The following is a 23,042-nucleotide window of genomic DNA, read 5'->3' as shown; positions in this document are numbered from 1 at the left end:
AAGTGAGGCGTGCGAAAGGCTTTCCTTCCGCGCCGACAGCCCCTATCGAGGGGCCGCCGTGACCAGTTAGGACCGATTATGACCGTTGCGCCCACGACTGAACTGAGCCGCCTCCTGCGCGAGGATTTCGACGGCGTTCTGGATGCCTGGTTCGCGACCCAGAAGCGCGAGGGCGTGCGTCGTCCTGACCTGTTCTCGGACCGCGAAAGCCGTCGCCAGCTGTCGGATCTGCTGCGTGCCTTTGCCGAAGCGCTGAATCGCATCGACATTTCCGAGCCGGTCGACATCGACGCCGACGTCTGGTCCGAGCTGCGCCTCGCGCTCTCCGAGATCACGCTTGTGCGCACCGAGCGTGGCGTCGCGCCTTGGGAAATGACGGCCTTCATGCTGGCGCTCAAGCAGCCGGTGTTCGAAAAGCTGAGCGAGAACCTGTCCGGCACGCCGGACACGCTGCTCGCGGTCGCCTCCGATTTCGGTCGCGTCGTTGATGCCTTTGCGATGCACATCAACGAATACTTCATTGCCGAGCGTGACGAGATCATAGAGCGCCAGCGTGCCGAGATGATGGAGTTGTCGACCCCGGTGGTGCAGCTGTGGGAGCGGGTGCTGACGATTCCGCTGATCGGCACGCTCGATTCGATGCGCGCCCAGGAGGTGATGGAGAACCTGCTGAACTCCATCGTCGAGCACAGCGCCGAGGTGGTGATCGTCGACATCACCGGCGTACGCGTCGTGGACACCCAAGTGGCCCAGCACCTGTTGCGCACCGCCGCCGCGGTGCGGCTGATGGGGGCCGAGGCGATCATCTCGGGCATCTCGCCCAAGATCGCCCAGACCATGGTCGAGCTGGGCGTCGATGTGGGCGAGGTCACGACCCGTCCCTCGATCCGCGCCGCCCTCGCCGAGGCGTTCCGCCGGGTCGGCTTCCAGATCAGCCGCATCGATGACACCCGTGTCTGAGGCGGCGTCAATCTACAGCGTCGACAAGGTGTTGCTGGTGGCGATCCGTGACAACATCACCGACACCGACATCATCAACCTGCAAGAGGATCTCTCCGAGCGGATCGTGAACGAGGCGGCGCGCGGCGTCGTGATCGACATCGCGGCGCTCGAGATCGTCGACACCTTCGTGGGGCGGATCCTCGCGCAGCTCTCGTCGATCTCGCGGCTGCTCGCGGCCGAAACCTATATCGTCGGCATGCGCCCGGCCGTGGCGATGACGCTGGTGGAGCTTGGCATGGATCTGCCGGGGTCCAAGACGGCGCTGTCGCTCAGCCATGCCTTGCGGTCCCTGAAGGCCAAGGGGCTGGCGTGAGCGCGCCGCCGCCGGAGCCGGCGGCGCGGGTGGAACTGCGTCAGGAGCGCGATGTAGCGGCGGCGCGGATCGCCGTGTCGCGGGCGATGGACGCAATGGGGGCGAGAGCCCTGCGCAAGACCCGTTTTGTCACAGCCGTAAGCGAGATCGCTCGCAACGCGCTCGACCACGGCGGTGGCGGGGTGATCGAGGTCTACCGCCTTGAGAGGCCCTTGCGGATCATGATCCGCTGCCGCGACGAAGGCCCCGGCATCGCCGATCTCGATCAGGCGATGACCGACGGGTTCTCGACCGCGCGCAGCATGGGCAAAGGGCTTGGCGGCGCGCGTCGTCTCGTCGAGGCGTTTCGCATCGACAGCCGCCCCGGTTCGGGCACCACCGTCGAAATGGAGGCCAAGCCATGAGACACGCCGTCGACATCACCGACCCCAGCGCCGTGGCGGAATCGCGGCGACTTGCGCGCGGGCTGGCCGATGCTGCGCGGCTCGATGCGACCCGCACCGAGGCTTTGGCGATCATCGCCACCGAGATGGCCACCAACCTACTGCGCCATGCCAATGGCGGCCAGCTCATGTTGCAGGCCCAGCCCGGCGCTGGCCGACGCGTGACGTTGGCCGCGATCGATTCGGGCCCCGGCATTCCCGACATCGACCTCGCGCTGTCCGACGGGTATTCGACCGGGTCGAGTGCGGGGGGCGGGCTAGGGGCGATGCGGCGAATGGCCGACAGCTTCGAAATCCGCTCGACGCCGGGGCGCGGGACCGTCGCGGTCTGCGGTTTCGGCGCGCCGCCGGTGATCGCTGGGGTCGAAGTCGGGGCTTTCTTGATGAACTACCCCGGAGACCGTGCCTGCGGCGACGGCGTGTTCGCCCGCGATGTGGCCGGTCGGGTCGATCTTCTGGCGGTCGACGGTCTGGGACATGGCGCACGTGCCGAAGAGGCGGCGGGCGAAGCGATCACCGGGTTGGCCTCGCTGCGCGGTGACGATCCGGCACGGATATTGTCAGAGCTTTCGGCCCGTCTCGCGGGCAGCCGCGGATCGGTCGCGGCGCTGGCGCAGATCGAGGCGGCGGACGGGCGGCTCCGGCTTGCCGGGATCGGCAATATCGCAGCACTTCTGGTGCAGCCGAACGGTCAGGTAAAGCGGCTGATCAGCCGCGAGGGCCGTTTGGGCGGCGCCGTGCGCCTGCCGCCGGTGGAAACGGCGACGATGGGGCCGGGGGACGTGCTGATCCTGCATAGCGACGGTCTGTCGACGCTGCGGAGCCATGCCGATCTGCCTGCGACGGCGGGCATGAGCTGCGCGTTAATCGCCGCCCATCTGATCCGCGACCGTAACAAGGGCCGCGACGATTGCTGCGCACTGGTGGCGCGGCTTGCCCCGGAGGGCACCGAATGAGACTGACCACCCTGAAGATCGAGGCCGACGAGGATATCGTGCGGCTGCGCATGGTCGGTCAGGAGATCGCGCGGCGCTGCGGATTTGCCAAATTTGCCGAAACCCGCATCGTCACGGCGCTTCTGGAGCTGGGGCGCAACATCGTGCAACACGGCGGCGGCGGGCGCATGACGCTGTCGCTTGAACCGCAGGCGGGCGGGCTGGCGCTGGGTGTCGAGGCCGTCGATCAGGGGCCCGGTATCCCCGACCTCGACGCGCGACTTGCGGGCGCGGACCCGCTGCCCGGAACGGTGCGCGCGCAGGGTCTGGGACTCGGATTGCGCGGGGTGCAGCGCATCGCGGATCGCTTCGAGGTCGAAAGCGGCGCGGAGGGGACGCGAATCCTCGCCGGGTTCGACACCCGCCTTGCCGCGTCCGAGGCCTCACCGACGGCCGCCGGGATCGGCGAGGCACTGGCCGCGCTGCGCCGTGCCGATCCCGCCGCGATGCTGGCCCAGCAGAACCGCGACCTGCTCGACGCATTGGAAGAGCGCGACCTTCTGATGGCCGAGGTACACCACCGCACCAAGAACAATCTGGCGCTGGTGACGGGGTTGATGCGGCTGTCGCGTTCGGCCGCCAAGACCGAAGAAACCAAGAGCGTTCTGCGCGATCTGGAGTTGCGGGTGAAGGCGATCACCGCGATTCACGACCAGTTGCAGCGCGCCGCCGCAGCCGACAGCGCGGCCCTGTTGCCCTTGCTGCGCGACGTGGCCGAGCAGACGCGGCAGGCCTTCTCGACCCCCGATCAGGAGGTGAAGGTGGTGGTCACTGGCGAAGCATTGCTCTTGTCGGGCAGTGCCGCGACCGATCTCGCTTTGGCGGCGGGCGAGTTGATGACCAACGCCTGCAAACATGCCTTCGCAGGGCGCGATCGCGGGCGGCTGCACGTGTCGCTCAAGCGTGAGGAAGGGGTGCTGAAGCTCACCGTCTCGGACGATGGTTGTGGCCTCGCGCCGGGAATGGAGCGCCCCGAGCGGTCCGATTCCCTCGGCTGGCGGATGATCCGGACCATGGTGCAAAAGCACGGGGGCTTCGTGCGGACGTCGAATGGCGACGGCGGACTCAGCGTCGAGCTTGGATTTGGAGAGGCGCAGCTCGGGCTGACCGAAGGCTGAGCATATGAAAAAGGCGACGGCTCCAGGGAGGGAGAACCGCCGCCATTTCGAACCGGACGGGCCTGGGAGGAGGGCTGTCCTGTCGATGAAACCCCGGCGGCGCGAAAAAGATCCACGCCGCCGAAAGAGATATCAGGCGCGCTTGGCGGCCTGTAGGGCGATATCGCCGATCATCGAACGGTGGATGCCAAGATCGACAAGCTCGCGGTCGCTCAGAGCGGAAAGCTCGCGCTGCGTGGTCCGGTAGGCCCGCGACTGAGCGCGGCGCTCGGCAAAGCTGGCGGCGAGACGTGCAAAGAAGGAAGCGGGGCGGGCGGTCTGGTTGGTGGTGAAGCTGGTCATGATCTGTGATCCTCGGGTCTGGTGATGCCGCCTGTGGGGCGGTGTGTCTGGCTGGCGTCATCATCGGCGCCGTTGATCCCCATTTGGGCCTCTTGGTGGTCGCCGACCACCACCAACCACGCCGCAGCGCCTTGCAGCCCCTGCATGACGAGCAAATGCCCAGAAATGGGCGTTAAGGGGGCGCCCGAACCGCTTCGGGTCGGGGCGAGCGCATTGGTCTGCTGCGCTGCAGATGGGGCGGCGATCACACCGGTGGCGCGATCGAGCCTGCATCGACGATCTCGAAGACGCCGACCCGTTGCAGCCCGGCGAGCGGGCGCCCCTCGATCGCGCCGATCAGCCCTTGGGCCAGAGGCTCCCAGCTTTGCGCCAGCGCCGAGCGCGTGCCGGAGGTGGGCGGCATCGCCATCAGATCTTCGCCCGGCAGCATGTCGTCATGCACCACCACCGACACGTCGCTCGGCACCTTGAGACCGAGCATCGACAGCGCGCTGTAAATGCCCTTGGCGATAAGCATGTTGCCCGCAATCAGCGCGGAAGGGCGATCCGCCGGCGCACTCATCATCCTCAGCGTGGCAAGGGCGCCGACGCTTTCGGTCATCTGACCGTGCTCGTGCAGCGCCGGATCCGCGGGCAGGTCGGCGGCGCGTAGCGCCATTTCCCAGCCGACCCGGCGATGCGTCACGTAGCACATGCTTTGCACCCCGTTGATGAAGCCGATCCGGCGGTGCCCGGCGCGCAGCAGCATCTCCGTCAGTTCGCGGCCGACGGCGATGTTGTCGATGTCGTAGAAGGGGTAGTCGGGGTCGAGCGCACCGCGCCCGTGCATAACCAGCGGCACACCGCGCCCCTGCAGAAAGGCAACACGCCGGTCGGCGTCCTCCGGCTCGATCAGCACGAAGCCGTCGAGAGAGCCACCGTCGATAAGCCTGCGGTGCACCTCCACCACGTCCTCACCCTCTTCAGCGGCGTTCAGCACGAACAGCCGTCCTTGGCGCGAAAAGGCGCTCGACAGGCCGCGCACCATCTGCACGAACATGCTGTCTCTTGGCGTCCGGTCCTGCGGCGGCAACACCAGACCGACGATGCCCGAGCGCCCCGAGGCGAGTTTGCGCGCCGAAAGATTCGGGTGGTAATTCAGGGCTATGGCCGCTTCGCGTGCGCGTATCTTGGTTTCGGCGCTGACATCGTCATGGTCATTGAGGGCGCGGCTCACCTGCGTGACCGACAGCCCCGTATAAGCCGCGATGTCCTTGAGCGTCGCCGACATGAAAGTCCCCCTGATACGCGACGGCACCTTGCCAAGCCGAAACGCTTCGGGCAACCCTCGCCACGACCCGATGGCACATGGGACGAAAGGAATCGAGATGAGCAAGGCGAATTGGTGGAAGGGTGCGGTGATCTATCAGGTCTATCCGCGCTCGTATCAGGACGGCAACGACGATGGCATCGGCGATCTCAAGGGGATCACCGAGCGGCTGCCGCATATCGCCGAGCTTGGCGCCGATGCGGTCTGGCTCTCGCCGATCTTCACCTCGCCCATGGCCGACATGGGCTATGACGTGTCGGACTACACCGACATCGACCCGACCTTCGGCACGCTGGCCGATTTCGACGCGATGGTCGCGCGTGCCCACGAACTGGGCCTCAAGGTGATGGTCGATCAGGTGCTGTCGCACAGCTCGAACCAGCACCCGTTCTTCGAGGAAAGCCGCAAGAGCCGCGACAACGCCAAATCCGATTGGTACGTCTGGGCCGACCCCAAGCACGACGGCGCGCCGCCCAACAACTGGCAGGCGATCTTCGGCGGCCCGGCTTGGGAGTGGGAGCCGCGGCGTCGGCAGTACTACTTCCACAACTTCCTGAAAGAGCAGCCCGACTTCAACTTCCACAACCCCGAGGTGCAGGACTGGCTGCTTTCGACGATGCGCTTCTGGCTCGATCGCGGCGTCGATGGCTTCCGTCTCGACACGGTGAACTTCTACTTCCACGATCGTCATCTGCGCGACGACCCGGCCGATTTCCGTCTGAGCGGTACGGCGGCGGTCAAGCCCTATGACATGCAGTACCACATCTTCTCGAAGAACCAGCCCGAGAACATCGCCTTTCTCGAGAAGATGCGCCGTCTGATGGACGAGTACGGCGACCGCACGCTGGTGGGCGAGGTCGGCGAGAGCCATCACCCGATCGAGATCATGGGCGAGTACACCTCGGCCAACCGGCTGCACATGGCCTACAGCTTCGAGATGCTCGGGCCGAACTTCACGGCCGAGCATTTCCGCCACCAGATCGACCAGTTCTTCAAGCTCGCCCCCAAGGGCTGGCCCTGCTGGGCACTGTCGAACCATGACGTGCCGCGCCACGTGACGCGCTGGGCCAACCACGGCGACCAAGACGCGGTGGCCAAGCTCTCGGCGGCGATGTTGCTGTCGATGGAGGGCTCGATCTGCGTCTACCAAGGCGAGGAGCTGGGCCAGACCGAGACCGAGCTCGAGTACCACGAGCTGACCGATCCCGCGGGCATCAACTTTTGGCCCGAGGACAAGGGTCGCGATGGCTGCCGCACGCCGATGGTCTGGGAGGCCTCGGCCCCGCAGGCGGGTTTCTCGACCAACCCGGCCCCTTGGCTGCCGGTCAAGGCACCGCAGGCCGCGCGCGCCGTCGACACGCAAAAGGGCGTCGAGGGCTCGGTGCTCGAGACCTACCGCGCGCTGCTCAAGCTGCGCCGCGAGACGCCCGATCTGCGCGAGGGCCGCACCATGTTCGCCGAGACCGAAGAGCCGGTTCTGGCCTTCCATCGCGGCGAAAAGACGGTCTGCGCCTTCAACCTGTCGAACGAGCCGCGCGAGATCGAGATCGAGGGCATTGCCCAGACGCTCTTCGCGGTCTCGGCCGAGGCCGGTGATGGCAAGGTCTGGCTTGGCCCCAACGGCGCGCTGATCGCGCGACTGGGGTAAGGCGATCGTCTGGCGGCGCGGCCATTTGTCCCGCGCCGCCCTTCCACCAAGCCACCTTTTGACCACCCGACAAAGCTGGTAGGAGGCCGTAACCGGCTTGAAGGATCGGACCGATGACTCCCAAGGATTTTGCTCGCACAGGCGTTCCGGGGCTTGACGACGTACTCTCGGGAGGGCTGACGCGACGCCATGTCTTCCTCATCGAAGGGTCGCCCGGCACCGGCAAGACCACCACCGCCATGCGATTTCTTCTCGAGGGCTCGGAGAAGGGCGAGACCTGTCTCTACGTGACCCTGTCGGAGACCGAGGAAGAGCTGCGCGACAGCGCCGCCTCGCACGGCTGGACGCTGGATGAGCGGATTTCCGTCTTCGAAGTGGTCCCTGCCGAAAGCCTGCTCGACGCCGATCAGCAGCAAAGCCTGCTGTATTCCTCGGATCTCGAACTTGGCGAAGCGACGCGGCAGATCTTCGACGCCTTCGAGCGGCTCCGCCCACAGCGCGTGGTGATCGACAGCCTGTCCGAGATCCGCCTGCTGGCGCAGGGGTCCTTGCGTTACCGCCGTCAGATCCTTGCCATGAAGCATTACTTTGCCCGGCAGGACGCCACCGTCCTGATGCTCGATGACCTGACGGCCGAGGCGCATGACCGCACCGTGCACAGCGTCGTGCACGGGGTGATCCAGCTTGAGGAACTGGCGCCGGACTACGGGGCCGAGCGGCGACGGCTGCGGGTCACCAAGTACCGAGGCCAGCGCTACCGCGGTGGCTATCATGACTTTGCGATCAAGACCGGCGGCATCGAGGTGTTTCCACGTCTCGTGGCGCTGGAGCATCGGGTGGGCTATGAGCGTACGGCCCAGCCCAGCGGGATCTTGGAGCTCGACAATCTTCTGGGAGGTGGCATCGATCGGGGGTCGAGCACGCTGATCCTTGGTCCCGCAGGCACCGGCAAGAGCCTCTTCGCGGTGCAGTTTGCCGTCGCCGCCATCGCGCGTGGCGAGAAGGCGGCGGTGTTTTCCTTCGACGAGGAACTGGGCCTGATGGAGACCCGGTTCGAGAAGATCGGCATCGATATCCGGGCCATGTGCGACAGTGGCGCACTGGTCATCGAGCAGATCGACGCGGCCGAGATGTCGCCGGGCGAGTTCGCGCAACGGGTGCGCGACTGCGTGACCAAAGGCGGCATGAGCACGGTCGTGATCGACAGCATGAACGGCTATCAGGCCGCGATGCCACAGGAAAACGCGCTGGTTCTGCATATTCACGAGCTGTTGCAATTTCTCAACCGACAGGGGGCGACGACCTATCTGACGGTGGCGCAGCATGGTCTCGTCGGCGACATGCAGTCGCCTCTCGATGTGACCTACATCGCAGATACGGTCATCCTGCTGCGCTATTTCGAAGCGTTGGGCCGTGTCCGCCGGGCGGTGTCGGTCATCAAGAAGCGCACCGGTCCGCATGAGGATACGATCCGCGAGTTCAAGATCTCGCGAAAGGGGCTTGAGCTTGGCGAACCATTGCATGGCTTCCAAGGCGTGTTACGCGGCGTGCCCGACTTTGTCGGTGCCTCCGATCCCCTGATGAAGGCCGAGGCGAATGACACCGTCCGGTGACACCCTGCACGGTGCCCGCGCTCTGATCCTGACACCGCATGGGCGCGATTCCGCCCTTGCGGCGGCGTTGCTTTCCGAAGTCGGGCAGACATCGCAGGTCTGCGACGATCTCGACAGCTTCGTGGCCTGGCTTGGCGAGGACACGGCCTTTGGCATCCTGACCGAAGAGACGGTGCGCCATGCCGATCTCGCGGCCCTCGCCGCGGCGGTGAGCGCGCAGCCAAGCTGGTCGGCGCTGCCTTTCATCGTGCTGACCCGGCACGGCGGCGGGCCCGAGCGCAACCCCGAGGCCGCGCGGCTTTCGGAGGTCCTCGGCAATGTCACCTTCCTCGAACGCCCCTTCCACGCGACGACCTTCGCCAGTGTCGTGCGCGGGGCCCGTCGTGGTCGCGAGAGACAGTACGAGACCCGCGCCGCCGTGGCACAGCTGCGCCGCAGCGACGAGACGCTGCGCACGGCGCTCATGGCCGGGCGGCTTGGTGCGTGGGAATACCATGCGGCGACAGAGGAGCTGATCTGTTCGCCGACATTGCTGACGATCTTCGGTCGGCCCGCAGATGCCCCTTTCGAGTTTCGCGATTTCGTCGCCTGCATTCATGAGGACGACCGCGACACCGTCATGGCGACGATCGAGCGGGCGACGCAGGCGGGGCAGGATTACGCGGTCGAGTTCCGCACGGTCTGGCCTGATGGCAGCCTGCATTGGGCCGAGGCCCATGCGCGTATCCAATACGATCCCGACGGCACGCCGCGAATGATCGGCGTCACCTCGGATGTGACCGCGCGCAAGCAGGCCGAAACCAGCCAGCGTCTGCAGACCGAAGATCTGGAGCAGCGGGTGGCGCAGCGCACTGCAGAGCTTGAAAGCGCGCATAGCCGTGTGCTCGAGGAGATCCGCCAGCGCGAGCGCACCGAGGGGCAGCTTCTGCAAAGCCAGAAGATGGAAGCGATCGGTCAGCTCACCGGCGGCGTGGCGCATGACTTCAACAACCTGCTGATGGCGGTGCTGGGCAACCTCGACCTGCTGTCGCGACATATCGCCGACGATCCGCGTGCCGAGCGGCTGATTGATGGCGCCATTCAGGGCGCGCAGCGCGGCGCGGCGCTGACCCAGCGGCTTCTGGCCTTCGCGCGCCGTCAGGAGCTCAAGATCGAGCCGCGCGGCCTGGCCGGGCTGGTGCGCGGCTCCGAAGAACTGTTGCGCCGCTCGGTCGGCGACGGTGTCGAGCTGAGCTTCAGCCTGCCCGAAGGGCTGCCGCCCGCGCAGGTCGACGGCAACCAGTTCGACCTCGCGCTTCTCAACCTCGCGGTCAACGCCCGCGACGCGATGCCCGGCGGCGGTCGCCTCGCCATCGCCCTCGACCTGAGCGAGGCATCGGGCGACGACGATCTCGCCGCAGGTCAGTATCTGCGGCTCTCGGTCAGTGATACCGGGATCGGCATGGATGCGACGACGCTCGCGCAGGCGACGCAACCGTTCTTTTCGACAAAGGAATTGGGCAAGGGCACCGGGCTTGGCCTGTCGATGATCCATGGCCTCGCCCAGCAGCTGCACGGCGCACTGCGCCTGTCGAGCCGCCCCGGCGAGGGCACGCGGGCCGAGCTGTGGCTGCCAGTGGCCGAAATCGAGGACAAGGACATAGACATGCCGACACCCGCGCTTGTCGCAAAGACGACCCCACGCGGGTCTTTGCGCATTCTCTTCGTCGATGACGACGCGTTGATCGCGATGAGCAGCGTCGATCTGCTGGAGGATCTGGGCCATCAGGTCACCCAGGCAGGGTCCGGCGAACAGGCGCTCGCGGTACTGAAAAGCGACATTGAGATCGACCTGATGATCACTGATTACTCTATGCCACGCATGAACGGGGGCGAGCTGTCGCGCCACGCCCGCGAGCTGCGACCCAGCCTGCCGATCCTGCTGGCCACCGGCTATGCCGAACTGCCGGAGGGGGCCACGCTCGACCTGCCGCGACTGGCCAAGCCCTATATGCAACGCCAGCTCGAAGAAGAGATTGCCCGGATGGGACTTTGAGATCTCTCCATGGCCTGCGTTCGCTCTTTGTGCTAGGGATCGGAAAAACCACATAGAACAAGGCCGGGGCGCAGAGCAGCCGCAATCGGCGGATGGGGGCACATGCGAGTCATCGGTATAGATCCGGGTCTGCGGAATCTCGGCTGGGGCGTGATCGAGGCCACGGGCGCACGGCTGCGCCATGTCGCCAACGGCACCTGCCATTCCGAGGGTGACGACCTTGCCGAGCGGCTCTTGTCGCTGGCCTATCAGCTGCGCGCGGTGATCGCCGAACACGGCCCCGAGGCTGCGGCGGTCGAACATGTCTTCGTCAACTCAGACGGGGCGGGCACGCTCAAGCTCGGCCAGGCGCGCGGCATCGCGCTGATGATCCCTGCCGAGGCGGGTCTGGCGGTGGGCGAATACATGCCCTCGACCATCAAGAAGGCGGTGGTCGGCAACGGGGCTGCCGCCAAGACGCAGGTGCAGCACATGGTGAAGCTCCAGCTTCCGGGCGTGAAGCTCGACAGCGCCGACGCCGCCGACGCGCTCGCCGTCGCGATCTGCCACGCGCATCACCTGCAATCGGCAGGGCATCTGGCCGCCGCCGTGGCACGCGCCGACGCCGCGAGGGCCCGGGCGTGATCGGGCGCATCGCCGGACGGCTCGAATACCGCGCCACCGATCACGTGCTGATCGACGTGCGCGGCGTGGGATATGTGGTCTACGTCTCCGACCGGGTTCTGGCGCAGCTGCCGGGGCCAGGCGAGGCGGTGGCGCTCTACACCGAGCTTCTGGTTCGCGAAGATATCCTGCAGCTCTTCGGCTTTCCGACGCTGGTCGAAAAGGAATGGCACCGGCTGCTGCTTACGGTGCAGGGCATCGGTGCCAAGGCATCGCTGGCGATCTTGGGCGCGCTGGGCGCCGACGGTCTGGGCCGGGCCATCGCCTTGGCCGACTGGTCGGCGGTGGCGCGGGCCAAGGGGGTCGGTCCCAAGACGGCGCAGCGGGTCGTGAACGAACTCAAGGACAAGGCACCCTCAATCATGGCGATGGGCGCTCAGCCCGCCGCGATGCGCGAGGGCGACGCCGATGCCGTGATCGATGACGCGCCTGCCGAAGCTCCAGCCGCGAAGCGCAAGTCCGCGCCGAAGAAGGACACAGGCAGCGCCGCGGCACAGGCCGAAGCGCTCTCGGCGCTGGGCAACCTCGGCTATGGCCTCTCTGAAGCCGCCGGGGCCGTGGCCGAATCCGCGCATGAGGCGCCAGAGGCCGACACGCCGGCGCTCATCCGTGCGGCGCTGCGCAAGCTGGCCCCGAAGGAGCGGTGAGATGCCGCGCCCTCTTTTGCAGCATCCCCGCGATGCATAGGACCGAACCATGACCGACGCCCCCGATCCCGCGCTCCGTCCCGAGCGGCTGCCAGAGGACCACGACCGCGCCTTGCGGCCGCAGGGCCTCAACGAGTTCATCGGCCAGGCCGAGGCCCGCGCCAACCTGCGTGTCTTCATCGAAAGCGCGCGCATTCGCGGCGAGGCGATGGACCACACGCTGTTCCACGGGCCGCCGGGACTGGGCAAGACGACGTTGGCGCAGATCATCTCGCGCGAACTCGGCGTGGGGTTTCGCATGACCTCCGGGCCGGTGCTGGCCAAGGCAGGCGATCTCGCGGCGATCCTGACCAATCTCGAGCCGCGCGACGTGCTTTTCATCGACGAGATTCACCGCTTGAATCCCGCCGTGGAGGAGGTGCTCTACCCGGCGCTTGAGGATTACGCGCTCGACCTCGTGATCGGCGAAGGGCCTGCGGCGCGCACGGTGCGGATCGAATTGCAGCCCTTCACGCTGGTTGGGGCCACCACCCGGCTCGGCCTGCTGACCACGCCGCTGCGCGACCGCTTCGGCATCCCGACCCGGCTGCAGTTCTACAGCGTCGACGAGTTGCACGAGATCGTCACCCGCAACGCCCGCCTGCTTGGGACGCCTGCCGATGACGCGGGCGCGCGCGAGATCGCACGACGGGCGCGGGGCACGCCGCGCATCGCGGGTCGGCTTTTGCGCCGGGTCGTCGATTTTGCGGTGGTCGAGGGCGATGGGCGGGTCACGCAAGAGCTGGCCGACAGCGCCCTGACCCGGCTTGGCGTCGACGATCTGGGGCTGGATGGCGCCGACCGGCGCTACCTGCGGCTGATCGCGGAGGCCTATGGCGGCGGCCCGGTTGGGATCGAGACGCTTTCAGCGGCCCTGTCGGAGAGCCGCGACGCCTTGGAAGAGGTGATCGAGCCGTTCTTGCTGCAACAAGGTCTGATCCAGCGCACGCCACGTGGCCGGATGCTGGCCCACGCCGCGTGGCGACACCTCGGATTGGCCGTGCCGCGCGCGCCCGACGCGGGGCAGGGCGTGCTGTTCGACTGACCCCCGGACGCTGGACGCGCGGCCCGGTGCCGCGTATTGCCAGTGGAAACAGGAGGACCGGCCATGCTGGATGCGAAAACCGTAGAGGCGATGTTCACCCGTGGCGACGGCAGCTACATGTGCGCCCGTTGGGCCCGCCCCATCGCGCCGGTGGTCTTCGGCGTCGAGGAAGAGACGCTCTCGGTGATCAAGTCGGCGCTGCAGGCGCTGTGCCACCTCGCCGATCATGACATGGCCGAGACCGACCCCGAACTCGGGGTGAACCTGCTGATGTTCTTTTGCCGCGAATGGGACGAGCTGACGGCGGTACCCGATCTCGACAAGCTGGTGCCGGGCCTGCCCGAGCTTTTGGTCAAGCTCGAAGAGGGGGACGCCAGCCAGTACCGCGCCTTTCGCTTCGAGCCCGACGGCGCGATCCGTGCGGGCATCGTGTTTCTGCGCATGAAGGGCGAGGCGCTCGAAACGCCCGCCGATGTGCTCGCGCTGAGCCAGGCGGTTCTGTCGATGCTCACATGGTCCGAGAGCGCCTTTGACACCGCCTCGCCGCTGGCCGCCTCCGAGGATGGCACGGTGGTGCTCAAGCCCGAGATCGCAGCGCTCATTCGCGCGGCTTACGATCCGGTGCTGCCCGCCGCCTCCGACGATCCGGCGACCGCGCTGCGCCTTGCTGCGCGGATGGACCATTGAGCCACCGCTTCGAGGTCCGGGTCTATTATGAGGACACGGACCTCGCGGGCATCGTCTACTACGCCAATTATCTCAAGTTCATTGAGCGCGCCCGCACCGAGTGGGTGCGAGGCTTGGGCATCGATCAGTCGCGGCTCAAGGCCGAACAGGGGCTCGTCTTCGCGGTGCGCCGCGTTGAGGCCGATTACCTGACGCCGGCCCGATTCGACGATGTGCTGGAGGTCGAGACGCGGGTTGAGGAGTTGGGCGGCGCGCGGATCACGCTGGCCCAGACCGTACGGCGTGGCGACGAGACTTGCTTTGCCGCCCGCGTCCAACTCGTGGCGCTGTCGAACGAAGGGCGGCCCCTGCGGCTTCCGCCCCTGCTGCGCCGCGCGATCGGGGCCGGTTAGCGACGTCATGGACTGCGCGAAGTTCCGCCGATAGCTGCGCCGTGCGACGGCGGGGGGCTGTAACAGCTCACGCCGCCGTGCAAAGCGCGAAGTGGATTTCGCCCGGCGGATCGGTTATGCGCGGCCAAGGCGGCCCGCGAGAGGCCGTACGCGCGACACAAAGAGCAGGCAGATGGATCAGGTAACCGACTTCTCGATGTGGGCGCTTTTTGCCCGCGCGACGATCACCGTCAAATTGGTCATGATTGCGTTGATCCTGGCGTCGATCTGGTGCTGGGCCGTGATCGTCGACAAGATCGTGCAATATCGCGCCGCCCGTGCCGAGGCTGCGCGCTTCGACCGCGCCTTCTGGTCCGGCGAGCCTCTCGATCAGCTCTTCGACGAGATCGGTGCCGATCCGCATGGCGCGTCGCAGCGTATCTTTACCGCCGGCATGACCGAATGGCGGCGATCGCACCGACAGGACGGCGGGCTGATCGCAGGCGCGCAGGCGCGCATCGACCGCGGCATGGACGTGGCCATCGCCAAGGAGGCCGGACGGCTGCAGCGCGGGCTTCCCGTGCTCGCCACCACCGGTTCGACCGCGCCCTTCGTCGGCCTGTTCGGCACCGTTTTCGGCATTATGAATGCCTTCATCGAGATCGCCGAGGCGCAAAACACCAACCTCGCCGTCGTGGCACCGGGCATCGCCGAGGCGCTGCTCGCCACGGGTTTGGGCCTGATGGCCGCAATTCCGGCCGTGATCTTCTACAACAAGCTTTCGGCGGATGCCGACCGTCTGGTCGGCGGCTACGAGGCCTTCGCCGACGAGTTCTCGACCATCCTGTCGCGCCAGCTGGACAGCTGAGATGGGCGCGGGTGTCATGAAGTCGGGCGGGGGCGGCAATCGTCGCGGACGCCGCCGGGGCCGGGCGCAGCCGATGGCCGAGATCAACATCACGCCCTTCGTGGACGTGATGCTGGTGCTGCTCATCATCTTCATGGTCGCGGCACCGCTGATGACCGTGGGCATCCCCGTGGAGCTGCCGCAGACCGCCGCCTCGGCACTGCCTTCGGACGAGGAAGAGCCGCTGACTGTCACCGTGACGGCCGAAGGCGGCCTGATGATCCAGACCACCGAGGTGCCGCAGGGCGAGCTGATCACCCGGCTTCAGGCGATCGCCGCCGAGCGCTCGGGCAACCGCATCTTCCTGCGGGCCGACGGGGCCAACGCGTGGAACCGCGTGGCCGAGGTCATGGGCGCGCTCAACGCGGGCGGATTCTCGAACATCGGCCTCGTCACCGACGTGGGCGGCTCGGATTTCGGCGCAGGCGCGCCGACCGCGCTGCCTTCGGGCGGCTGAGGCCCTGATGTCATGAGCACGGGGGGCTACATCTCGGGTATCGGCCACGCCGGCCTGCTGCTCTGGCTCGTCATGGGCTGGGGTCTCGACAGCGAACCGCTGGATTTCGAAATCGCACCCGTGTCCGTCGTTTCGGGCGAGGAATACGCGGCGCTGGTCGCCGCCACATCGCCGCAGCCGCAGACCGATGTGCCGCCCGCCCCCGAGACACCCGTGGTCGAGGAGACGCCGCCCGCGCCAGAGGTGCCCCAGGAGACGCCGACCGAGGCCGCCCCGCCGCCGCCTGCGCCCGAGGCTCCCACCGAGGAGTCTCCGCCACCGCCCGCGCCCGAACCGCTGCCAGAGCCGCCCGCCGAGGCCGCACAGGACGTCGCGCCGCCGCCACCACCCCCCGCCGCGGCCCCGCCGTCGGTGCCGCTGCCCAATGTCGCCGAGCGCCCAGTGCCGCGCCCCGCGCCGCGCGTCGCACCGGAAGCCGTCGCCCCGCCGCCGCCCGACGCGCAGGTGGCCGACGTCGTACGCGAAGCCGCGACTCCCGAGGCCGAGAGCGCCGAGGTGGCCGAGATCGAGGAGCAGGCGACCGCCCCCGAGGAGGCCACGACCGAGATCGTGACCGAGGCCGAGGAACCGGCGAGCGCCCCCGAAACGCCGCCCGCGCCGCAGGTGGCCGCGCTCGCGCCGCCCTCGGCACCGCGCCCGCCGTCGCGGCCCGCCCGCGCCGCACCCGCACCAGAGCCGGCCCCAGAGACGCCGCCGCAGACCCAGACCGCGCAGTCGCAGGACGCCGAGCCCGACACCAGTCCTGCGCCCAGCACCGACACCAGCGATGCCGTGGCCGACGCGCTGGCCGCCGCTCTGGCGAGCACGCCCGCCCCGCAGGCCCCCGCGGCCGCCGCCAACCCCGGCCCGCCGATGACGGGGGGCGAACAGGATGCCTTCCGCGTCGCGGTGCAGCAGTGCTGGAACGTCGACGTGGGCTCCGAGGCCGCGCGGGTGACGCTCACCGTTGCCTTCGACCTTGACCCGCAGGGCCGGGTACAGGGCGACGTGCGCCGCGTGTCTGGCGATGGCGGCACCGAGGGCGCGATCGAGGCGGCCTACCAGTCGGCCCGCCGCGCCATCCTGCGCTGCCAGCGCGAAGGCTATGTGCTGCCCGCCGACAAATACGAGCAGTGGAAGGAGGTCGAGATGACCTTCGACCCCTCCGGCATGCGGATGCGCTGATGCGACGGCGCGCCGCTCACGAAACCGTTGAACACCTGCGCCCCTTGGGGCGTTGCCCAATCACACGCCGCTGCGCAAAAAGGGGATCCGAACCCCCGCGGCCTGACGGAACGAGGACAATGATGCTGACCAGAACCATCGCGCTTCTGCTGGCGCCGCTCGTCGCGGCGGCTGCCCTTCCCGCACCCTCTCTTGCGCAGAGCGGCCCCTTGCGGATCACCATTTCCGAAGGTGTGATCGAACCGCTGCCCTTCGCGGTGCCGGGCTTTCAAGCCGAAACGGCAGGGGCCGAGCAGGTGGCCGCCGACATCACCCGCGTTGTGGCGCAGGACCTGTCGGGCACGGGCCTGTTCCGCGAGATCCCGTCCTCGTCCTTCATTTCCACCCCGGCGAGCTTTGCCAGCCCCGTGGCCTATCCCGACTGGCGCGCGATCAACGCGCAGGCGCTGATTACCGGCGCGGTCGCGGTCAACGGCAACCAGCTCACCGTGAAGTTCCGGCTCTATGACGTGTTCACCGGCGCCGAACTGGGCGAGGGGCTGCAGTTCGCGGGCACCACGGGCGGCTGGCGCCGCATGGGTCACAAGGTGGCCGACGCGGTCTATTCGCGCATCACGGGCGAGAGCGGCTATTTCGACAGCCGCGTCGTCTTTGTTTCCGAGTCCGGCCCCAAGGACAGCCGCGCGCGGCGCCTCGGGATCATGGATTACGACGGCGAGAACCGGCAGTTCCTGACCGACAGCAACAGCCTCGTGCTGGCCCCGCGGTTCTCGCCCAATGGCGACCGCGTGCTCTACACCAGCTATGAAAGCGGCTTTCCCCGCATCAACCTTCTCGACGTGGCCAGCGTCGGGCGTCGCCAGATCAGCACGGTCGAGGGCGAGATGGCCTTCAGTCCCCGCTTTTCCAAGGACGGCGGCTCGGTGATCTATTCGGTCTCCACGGGCGGCAACACCGATATCTATCGCACCGATCTGAACTCGGGCTCGCACAGCCGCCTGACGTCGGCCCCCTCGATCGAGACCTCGCCCTCGCTCTCGCCCGACGGCAGCCGCATCGTGTTCGAGAGCGACCGCTCTGGCACCCAGCAGATCTATGTGATGTCCGGCTCTGGTGGCGAGCCGCAGCGCATCTCCTTTGGCGAGGGGCGCTACGGCTCCCCGGTCTGGAGCCCGCGCGGCGATCTCATCGCCTTCACCAAGCAGAACGCCGGCCGCTTCCACATCGGTGTAATGCGCACCGACGGCTCCGAAGAGCGTCTGCTCACCTCGTCCTTCCTCGACGAGAGCCCGAGCTGGGCGCCCAACGGCCGCGTGTTGATGTTCACCCGCGAAACTCAGGGCGCTTCGGGCGGCCCGCAGGTCCATTCGGTCGACATCTCGGGCCGCAATCTCAAGCCCGTGCCCACGGGCGGCTTCTCTTCGGATCCCTCGTGGGGCCCGCTGCAGCAATGACGCGCCGTTTGCACGGGGGCGACCCCGTGCTAGGCATGCCGACAAACACTCCTCGAGGGGCAGGACCTGACACATGAACAAGTATCTCACCGCTTCCATTCTCATCGGCGCGCTGGCGCTCTCGGCCTGCACGCGGCCTGACCGCTTTGGCGCGGGCGCGGGCGCAGGTGCGGGGGCCGATGGCCTTGGCGCAGGTGCCGGCGCGGGCTTTGACCAGTCGGCCGGGATCGGCCAAGGCGGTCTCGGTGGCGCGGGCAATCCTAACAGCCCCGAGTACTTTGCCCAGAGCATCGGCGACCGGGTGCTGTTCCAGGTCGATCAGTCGACCCTGACCCCCGAGGCGATGGCCACTCTGAGCGGTCAGGCCCAGTGGCTGATGACCAACACCGACTACCTCGCCGTGATCGAGGGTCATGCCGACGAGCAGGGCACCCGCGAATACAACGTGGCTCTGGGCGCGCGCCGTGCCAACGCCGCGCGCGAGTTCCTGATCTCGCGCGGTGTGCCGTCGTCGCGTCTGCGCACCATCTCCTACGGCAAGGAGCGCCCGGTCGCGACCTGCTCCGACCCGAGCTGCTATGCGCAGAACCGCCGCGCCGTCACCGTCATCGCCGCCGGGGCGCTGAGCTGATGACCGGGCCCCTTCGCAGCCTCGCGCTCCTGTGCGCCCTCGCGGCTCCGGCCGCGGGGTTTGCGCAGGGGCAGGACAAGACCCTCGCCGACATCCGTCAGGAACTGTCGGTGCTCTACGGCGACATTCAGTCGCTTCGCGGCGAGCTTGGCACCACCGGAGCCGCCCCGCAGGCGGTGGGCGGCAACTCGGCGCTCGAGCGGCTCAACGCCATCGAGGCACAGCTTCAGGGTCTGACCTCGAAGACCGAGGAGCTGGAGTTCCGGATCAACCGGATCACCACCGATGGCACCAACCGCGTCGGCGACCTCGAATTCCGCATTTGCGAGATCGAGCCCGATTGCGACATTTCCCAACTTGGCGACACGCCGAGCTTGGGCGGCGTCGACAGCGCCTCGAACGTGCCCACCCCTGCGGCCCCGGCTCCGACCGGGTCCGGCCCCGCGCTCGCCATCGGCGAGCAGGCGGACTTCGAGCGGGCGTCGGAGGCGCTCGCCCAAGGTGACTTTCGCGGCGCCGCTGACCAGTTTGCGGCCTATGTCCAGACCTACCCCGGCGGTGCGCTGAGCGCCGAGGCCCTGTTCAAGCGCGGCGAGGCCCTGTCGGGTCTCGGCGACAGCTCGGGCGCAGCGCGCGCCTATCTCGACAGCTTTTCGGGCGATCCCGACGGCAAGGTCGCGGCGCAGGCGCTGTTCAAACTGGGCCAATCGCTCGCCGCGCTAGGGCAGGTGCCCGACGCCTGCGTGACACTGGGCGAGGTCGGCACCCGGTTCCCCGGCGATCCGGCGGCCACCGAGGCGCAGACCGCCATGCAGAACCTGTCGTGCCAGTGATGGCGGGCCAGTGACGGCAGCCCGATGACCGACGCGCCGGACGATCTCGTCCGTATCGCCACCCGATGCTTCGAGACCGGGCCCTGCGAGGGGCTCGGTCTTGCCGTGTCGGGGGGCGGCGATTCCATGGCGCTCTTGCACATGCTGGCGCCCGAGGCGCGGGCGCGCGGCATCGCGGTGCGCGTGGCGACCGTCGATCACCGCCTGCGGCCCGAAGCCCGCGCCGAAGCCGAGCGGGTGGCGCGCGCCTGTGCCGGTCTTGAGGTGCCGCACGAGATCCTCGACTGGACCGGATGGGAGGGGCGCGGCAATCTTCAGGACGCGGCCCGGCGGGCGCGGCGGAGCCTGCTTGCCGACTGGGCACGGCGGCACGGGCTTGGTGCCGTGGCGCTGGGGCATACGCTCGATGATCAGGCCGAGACGGTGCTGATGCGGCTGGCGCGGGGGTCGGGCGTCGATGGGCTCGCGGGCATGGTGGCCGCGCGGCAGGACGACGGAGTGATGTGGCTCAGACCGCTGCTTGAACTGCGGCGCGACGATCTGCGCCTTTGGCTCACGGCGCGCGGCATCGCTTGGGATGAGGACCCCTCGAACGCCGATCCGCGCTATCAACGGGTACGCGCGAGAGACGCGCTTGCCGCGCTCGGACCGGTCGGCATCACGCCCGAAGGGTTGGCCGATACGGCGGATCGCATGGCGATGGCGCGGGCCGCGCTCGAACATCTTGCGATGGATCTCTCGACGCGTGCGGTGCGGCTGCGGGCGGGCGCGGTCGAGATCGACGCCGCGATGCTCCGAGACGCCCCCGAGGAAACCCGGCTGCGGCTTGTTTCCGCCGCGCTGCGCTGGGTGGGGGGGCGCGACTACCGGCCTCGGTTGAACAGCCTGCGCGCAACGCTCGATTTCGCGGGGCAGGGACAGTGGCGCAGCCTGTCAGGCGTGCTTTTGGCCCAGAAAGCCGGGCGGCTCTGGCTGTGCCGCGAGCCGGGCCGCGTTGAGGCCCACGTGATGGCGAAGGCTGCGTGGGATGGTCGGTGGCGGATCGACGGGGCCGACGACAGTGCGATGATCGGGGCGCTGGGTCAGGCCGGGCTCGCGCTTTGCCCGAAGTGGCGCGATTTAGGCGTACCGAGGCCCGCGTTGCTGTCTAGCCCGGCTCTTTGGCGCAATGGAACGCTGTTGGCAGCCCCTTGCGTCATGCCCGACGCGGCCTATCAGGCGCGGATTGTCGCGGATTTCCCTTATCGGACGCTTCCTCATTGAAGATGGCGCGGCAATCTCTATTTTGAGTTCGTGGCCCGTGCCTTCCCTTTCGCGCGGCCAAACCAATTTTCGGAGGAAATCTCTTGGGCAACGCGCGCAACATCGCCTTCTGGGTCGTGCTTTTCTTGCTGATCCTGGCGCTGTTCAACCTGTTCAGCGGCGGGCAGTCCACGCTCCAGTCGAATACCCGCAACTATTCCGACTTTGTCGAGGCTGTCGAAACCGGCAATGTCTCGCAGGTCACGCTGGACGGCGAAGAGGTGCGTTATCGTGGCACCGATGGGCGCGACTATGTCACTATCAAGCCCGAGGACGCCGAGGTCACGCAGCTTCTGATCGAGCGCGAGATCCCGGTGAGCGCGCGTAGCCAGGAACAGTCGGGCTTCACCACCTTCCTGCTGTCGCTGTTGCCGTTCCTGCTGCTGATCGGCGTCTGGATCTACTTCATGAACCGGATGCAGGGCGGCGGCAAAGGCGGCGCGATGGGCTTTGGCAAGAGCCGCGCCAAACTGCTCACCGAAAAGCATGGCCGCGTCACCTTCGATGACGTCGCTGGCATCGACGAGGCTAAGGACGAGCTCGAAGAGATCGTCGAGTTCCTGCGCAACCCGCAGAAGTTCTCGCGCTTGGGTGGCAAGATCCCCAAGGGTGCGCTGCTCGTGGGCCCTCCGGGCACCGGTAAGACGCTGCTCGCACGCGCCATCGCGGGCGAGGCAGGCGTGCCCTTCTTCACCATCTCGGGCTCCGACTTCGTCGAGATGTTCGTGGGCGTTGGCGCGTCCCGTGTGCGCGACATGTTCGAGCAGGCCAAGAAAAACGCGCCCTGCATCGTCTTCATCGACGAGATCGATGCCGTGGGACGGTCGCGTGGCGTTGGCTACGGCGGCGGCAACGACGAGCGCGAGCAGACGCTGAACCAGCTTCTGGTCGAGATGGACGGTTTCGAGGCCAACGAGGGAATCATCATCGTCGCCGCGACCAACCGTCCTGACGTGCTCGACCCCGCGCTGCTGCGCCCGGGCCGTTTCGACCGTCAGGTGCAGGTCCCGAACCCCGACATCAAGGGCCGCGAAAAGATCCTTGGCGTGCATGCTCGCAAGGTGCCGCTGGGTCCCGATGTGGACTTGCGCATCATCGCCCGTGGCACGCCCGGCTTCTCGGGTGCGGACCTTGCCAACCTGGTCAACGAGGCGGCGCTCATGGCTGCCCGTGTCGGCCGCCGCTTCGTGACGATGATCGATTTCGAAAGTGCCAAGGACAAGGTCATGATGGGGGCCGAGCGCCGCTCCATGGTGATGTCCGAGGACGAAAAGAAGCTGACCGCCTACCACGAGGCTGGCCACGCTGTCGTCGGCCTGAACGTCCCGCAGCACGATCCGATTCACAAGGCGACGATCATCCCGCGCGGTCGCGCGCTGGGCTTGGTGCTGTCGCTGCCCGAGCGGGACCAATTGTCGGTGACCTACACCAAGTACACCTCCAAGATTGCCATGGCGATGGGTGGCAAGGTGGCAGAAGAGCTGATCTTCGGGCGTGAGAATGTCACCTCGGGGGCCACCTCGGACATTCAGCAGGTCACCAAGATCGCCCGCGCGATGGTCACGCAGTTTGGCTTTTCCGACAAGATCGGCCACATTGACTATGCCAACGAGCAGCAGAGCTATCTGGGCTCCTACTCGGGCGGGGCGAGCCATTCGGCCGAGACCCAGAAGGTCATCGACGAGGAGGTCCGCCGGATCATCGACGAGGGCTACGAGACTGCCAAGCGGATCCTGACCGAGCGTCGCGAGGATCTGGAGCGTCTGGCGCAGGGCCTTCTCGAATACGAGACCCTGACCGGCAACGAGATCACCCGCGTAATCGCTGGGGAGCCTCTGAACCGGGGCGATGACGACGACGGCACCAAGCCCGAAGCTGGCGGCGGCGGCGCCTCGGTGACCGCGATCCCCAAGACGCGCAAGCCGAAACCCACGGATGGCGGCGTTCCCGAACCCAGCGCCTGA

At 67.5% G+C, this 23,042-nt stretch carries 23 protein-coding genes; 21 read left to right on the top strand and 2 right to left on the bottom strand.

The window, feature by feature from the left end; all coding sequences use genetic code 11:
* Positions 1 to 78: 78 nt before the first annotated feature.
* From AADJ02_RS05570 to AADJ02_RS05550, 5 genes are read left to right on the top strand one after another with little or no spacing between them, the layout of a single operon-like run.
* Complete coding sequence (locus AADJ02_RS05570; protein WP_341212007.1) at positions 79 to 960, top strand: STAS domain-containing protein; 882 nt, start codon at positions 79 to 81, stop codon at positions 958 to 960.
* Positions 944 to 1,315: an STAS domain-containing protein gene (locus tag AADJ02_RS05565; RefSeq protein ID WP_341212006.1), complete on the top strand. Its 372-nt coding sequence runs from the start codon at positions 944 to 946 to the stop codon at positions 1,313 to 1,315. Before AADJ02_RS05570 ends, AADJ02_RS05565 begins: the two co-directional genes overlap by 17 nt.
* Complete coding sequence (locus AADJ02_RS05560; protein ID WP_341212005.1) at positions 1,312 to 1,719, top strand: ATP-binding protein; 408 nt, start codon at positions 1,312 to 1,314, stop codon at positions 1,717 to 1,719. Before AADJ02_RS05565 ends, AADJ02_RS05560 begins: the two co-directional genes overlap by 4 nt.
* Positions 1,716 to 2,714 (top strand): SpoIIE family protein phosphatase, encoded by a 999-nt coding sequence (locus AADJ02_RS05555; protein ID WP_341212004.1) that lies wholly within the window; start codon positions 1,716 to 1,718, stop codon positions 2,712 to 2,714. The genes AADJ02_RS05560 and AADJ02_RS05555 overlap by 4 nt, the downstream gene beginning before the upstream one ends.
* Positions 2,711 to 3,871: an ATP-binding protein gene (locus tag AADJ02_RS05550; protein ID WP_341212003.1), complete on the top strand. Its 1,161-nt coding sequence runs from the start codon at positions 2,711 to 2,713 to the stop codon at positions 3,869 to 3,871. Before AADJ02_RS05555 ends, AADJ02_RS05550 begins: the two co-directional genes overlap by 4 nt.
* Before the next feature lie 132 nt (positions 3,872 to 4,003).
* Here AADJ02_RS05550 and AADJ02_RS05545 read toward each other — a convergent pair whose 3' ends face one another.
* Both AADJ02_RS05545 and AADJ02_RS05540 read right to left on the bottom strand, forming a co-directional pair.
* A complete protein-coding gene (locus tag AADJ02_RS05545) occupies positions 4,004 to 4,213 on the bottom strand; it encodes a DUF1127 domain-containing protein (RefSeq protein ID WP_341212002.1) in 210 nt (69 codons plus the stop codon).
* Positions 4,214 to 4,457: 244 nt separating this feature from the next.
* Positions 4,458 to 5,483 carry a substrate-binding domain-containing protein gene (locus AADJ02_RS05540; RefSeq protein ID WP_341212001.1) on the bottom strand — a complete coding sequence of 342 codons (1,026 nt, stop codon included), beginning with the start codon at positions 5,481 to 5,483 and terminating at the stop codon, positions 4,458 to 4,460.
* A 97-nt stretch (positions 5,484 to 5,580) separates the two neighbouring features.
* Here AADJ02_RS05540 and AADJ02_RS05535 point away from each other — a divergent pair, with 97 nt between their 5' ends.
* From AADJ02_RS05535 to ftsH, 16 genes are all read left to right on the top strand, one after another.
* Positions 5,581 to 7,170, top strand: coding sequence for an alpha-amylase family glycosyl hydrolase (locus AADJ02_RS05535; RefSeq protein WP_341212000.1), 1,590 nt, complete (start codon positions 5,581 to 5,583; stop codon positions 7,168 to 7,170).
* A 113-nt stretch (positions 7,171 to 7,283) separates the two neighbouring features.
* Positions 7,284 to 8,783: an ATPase domain-containing protein gene (locus tag AADJ02_RS05530; RefSeq protein WP_341211999.1), complete on the top strand. Its 1,500-nt coding sequence runs from the start codon at positions 7,284 to 7,286 to the stop codon at positions 8,781 to 8,783.
* Positions 8,767 to 10,818, top strand: a complete 2,052-nt coding sequence (locus AADJ02_RS05525) for an ATP-binding protein (RefSeq protein WP_341211998.1) — start codon at positions 8,767 to 8,769, stop codon at positions 10,816 to 10,818. Before AADJ02_RS05530 ends, AADJ02_RS05525 begins: the two co-directional genes overlap by 17 nt.
* 102 nt (positions 10,819 to 10,920) lie before the next feature.
* On the top strand, positions 10,921 to 11,442 hold the full coding sequence (gene ruvC, locus AADJ02_RS05520; RefSeq protein ID WP_341211997.1) for a crossover junction endodeoxyribonuclease RuvC: 522 nt from the start codon (positions 10,921 to 10,923) through the stop codon (positions 11,440 to 11,442).
* The gene (ruvA, locus tag AADJ02_RS05515) at positions 11,439 to 12,128 is read left to right on the top strand and encodes a Holliday junction branch migration protein RuvA (RefSeq protein WP_341211996.1); all 690 of its coding nucleotides are present in this window, start codon (positions 11,439 to 11,441) and stop codon (positions 12,126 to 12,128) included. Before ruvC ends, ruvA begins: the two co-directional genes overlap by 4 nt.
* A 49-nt stretch (positions 12,129 to 12,177) precedes the next feature.
* Positions 12,178 to 13,212, top strand: coding sequence for a Holliday junction branch migration DNA helicase RuvB (gene ruvB / locus AADJ02_RS05510; RefSeq protein ID WP_341211995.1), 1,035 nt, complete (start codon positions 12,178 to 12,180; stop codon positions 13,210 to 13,212).
* Between the two features lie 63 nt (positions 13,213 to 13,275).
* A complete protein-coding gene (locus tag AADJ02_RS05505; RefSeq protein WP_341211994.1) occupies positions 13,276 to 13,899 on the top strand; it encodes a hypothetical protein in 624 nt (207 codons plus the stop codon).
* Entirely contained in the window at positions 13,896 to 14,291 is a 396-nt protein-coding gene (gene ybgC, locus AADJ02_RS05500; RefSeq protein WP_341211993.1) for a tol-pal system-associated acyl-CoA thioesterase, read from the top strand. The genes AADJ02_RS05505 and ybgC overlap by 4 nt, the downstream gene beginning before the upstream one ends.
* Positions 14,292 to 14,463: 172 nt before the next feature.
* Positions 14,464 to 15,138 (top strand): protein TolQ, encoded by a 675-nt coding sequence (gene tolQ, locus AADJ02_RS05495; RefSeq protein WP_341211992.1) that lies wholly within the window; start codon positions 14,464 to 14,466, stop codon positions 15,136 to 15,138.
* Between the two features lies 1 nt (position 15,139).
* The gene (locus AADJ02_RS05490; RefSeq protein WP_341211991.1) at positions 15,140 to 15,634 is read left to right on the top strand and encodes an ExbD/TolR family protein; all 495 of its coding nucleotides are present in this window, start codon (positions 15,140 to 15,142) and stop codon (positions 15,632 to 15,634) included.
* 12 nt (positions 15,635 to 15,646) lie between these two features.
* The gene (locus tag AADJ02_RS05485; RefSeq protein WP_341211990.1) at positions 15,647 to 16,858 is read left to right on the top strand and encodes a hypothetical protein; all 1,212 of its coding nucleotides are present in this window, start codon (positions 15,647 to 15,649) and stop codon (positions 16,856 to 16,858) included.
* A gap of 122 nt (positions 16,859 to 16,980) precedes the next feature.
* Positions 16,981 to 18,312: a Tol-Pal system beta propeller repeat protein TolB gene (gene tolB, locus AADJ02_RS05480; protein ID WP_341211989.1), complete on the top strand. Its 1,332-nt coding sequence runs from the start codon at positions 16,981 to 16,983 to the stop codon at positions 18,310 to 18,312.
* Positions 18,313 to 18,385: 73 nt separating this feature from the next.
* A complete protein-coding gene (gene pal, locus AADJ02_RS05475; RefSeq protein WP_341211988.1) occupies positions 18,386 to 18,943 on the top strand; it encodes a peptidoglycan-associated lipoprotein Pal in 558 nt (185 codons plus the stop codon).
* Positions 18,943 to 19,776 (top strand): tol-pal system protein YbgF, encoded by an 834-nt coding sequence (gene ybgF, locus AADJ02_RS05470; RefSeq protein ID WP_341211987.1) that lies wholly within the window; start codon positions 18,943 to 18,945, stop codon positions 19,774 to 19,776. The genes pal and ybgF overlap by 1 nt, the downstream gene beginning before the upstream one ends.
* Before the next feature lie 24 nt (positions 19,777 to 19,800).
* On the top strand, positions 19,801 to 21,039 hold the full coding sequence (gene tilS, locus AADJ02_RS05465; RefSeq protein WP_341211986.1) for a tRNA lysidine(34) synthetase TilS: 1,239 nt from the start codon (positions 19,801 to 19,803) through the stop codon (positions 21,037 to 21,039).
* A gap of 83 nt (positions 21,040 to 21,122) precedes the next feature.
* Positions 21,123 to 23,042, top strand: a complete 1,920-nt coding sequence (gene ftsH / locus AADJ02_RS05460; RefSeq protein ID WP_341211985.1) for an ATP-dependent zinc metalloprotease FtsH — start codon at positions 21,123 to 21,125, stop codon at positions 23,040 to 23,042.

The organism is uncultured Limimaricola sp. (genome assembly GCF_964022235.1).
Classification (GTDB): domain Bacteria; phylum Pseudomonadota; class Alphaproteobacteria; order Rhodobacterales; family Rhodobacteraceae; genus Limimaricola.
This window is presented reverse-complemented; position numbering and strand designations above follow the sequence as displayed.

Coding starts and splice junctions, on each gene's coding strand:
- ruvC (WP_341211997.1), top strand. CDS start 10,921: ATGCGAGTCATCGGTATAGATCCGGGTCTGCGGAATCTCGGCTGGGGC.
- ruvB (WP_341211995.1), top strand. CDS start 12,178: ATGACCGACGCCCCCGATCCCGCGCTCCGTCCCGAGCGGCTGCCAGAG.
- AADJ02_RS05535 (WP_341212000.1), top strand. CDS start 5,581: ATGAGCAAGGCGAATTGGTGGAAGGGTGCGGTGATCTATCAGGTCTAT.
- AADJ02_RS05530 (WP_341211999.1), top strand. CDS start 7,284: ATGACTCCCAAGGATTTTGCTCGCACAGGCGTTCCGGGGCTTGACGAC.
- AADJ02_RS05525 (WP_341211998.1), top strand. CDS start 8,767: ATGACACCGTCCGGTGACACCCTGCACGGTGCCCGCGCTCTGATCCTG.
- AADJ02_RS05565 (WP_341212006.1), top strand. CDS start 944: ATGACACCCGTGTCTGAGGCGGCGTCAATCTACAGCGTCGACAAGGTG.
- AADJ02_RS05490 (WP_341211991.1), top strand. CDS start 15,140: ATGGGCGCGGGTGTCATGAAGTCGGGCGGGGGCGGCAATCGTCGCGGA.
- AADJ02_RS05570 (WP_341212007.1), top strand. CDS start 79: ATGACCGTTGCGCCCACGACTGAACTGAGCCGCCTCCTGCGCGAGGAT.
- pal (WP_341211988.1), top strand. CDS start 18,386: ATGAACAAGTATCTCACCGCTTCCATTCTCATCGGCGCGCTGGCGCTC.
- ybgF (WP_341211987.1), top strand. CDS start 18,943: ATGACCGGGCCCCTTCGCAGCCTCGCGCTCCTGTGCGCCCTCGCGGCT.
- AADJ02_RS05545 (WP_341212002.1), bottom strand. CDS start 4,213: ATGACCAGCTTCACCACCAACCAGACCGCCCGCCCCGCTTCCTTCTTT.
- tolB (WP_341211989.1), top strand. CDS start 16,981: ATGCTGACCAGAACCATCGCGCTTCTGCTGGCGCCGCTCGTCGCGGCG.
- AADJ02_RS05505 (WP_341211994.1), top strand. CDS start 13,276: ATGCTGGATGCGAAAACCGTAGAGGCGATGTTCACCCGTGGCGACGGC.
- AADJ02_RS05555 (WP_341212004.1), top strand. CDS start 1,716: ATGAGACACGCCGTCGACATCACCGACCCCAGCGCCGTGGCGGAATCG.
- tolQ (WP_341211992.1), top strand. CDS start 14,464: ATGGATCAGGTAACCGACTTCTCGATGTGGGCGCTTTTTGCCCGCGCG.
- AADJ02_RS05540 (WP_341212001.1), bottom strand. CDS start 5,483: ATGTCGGCGACGCTCAAGGACATCGCGGCTTATACGGGGCTGTCGGTC.
- AADJ02_RS05550 (WP_341212003.1), top strand. CDS start 2,711: ATGAGACTGACCACCCTGAAGATCGAGGCCGACGAGGATATCGTGCGG.
- AADJ02_RS05485 (WP_341211990.1), top strand. CDS start 15,647: ATGAGCACGGGGGGCTACATCTCGGGTATCGGCCACGCCGGCCTGCTG.
- tilS (WP_341211986.1), top strand. CDS start 19,801: ATGACCGACGCGCCGGACGATCTCGTCCGTATCGCCACCCGATGCTTC.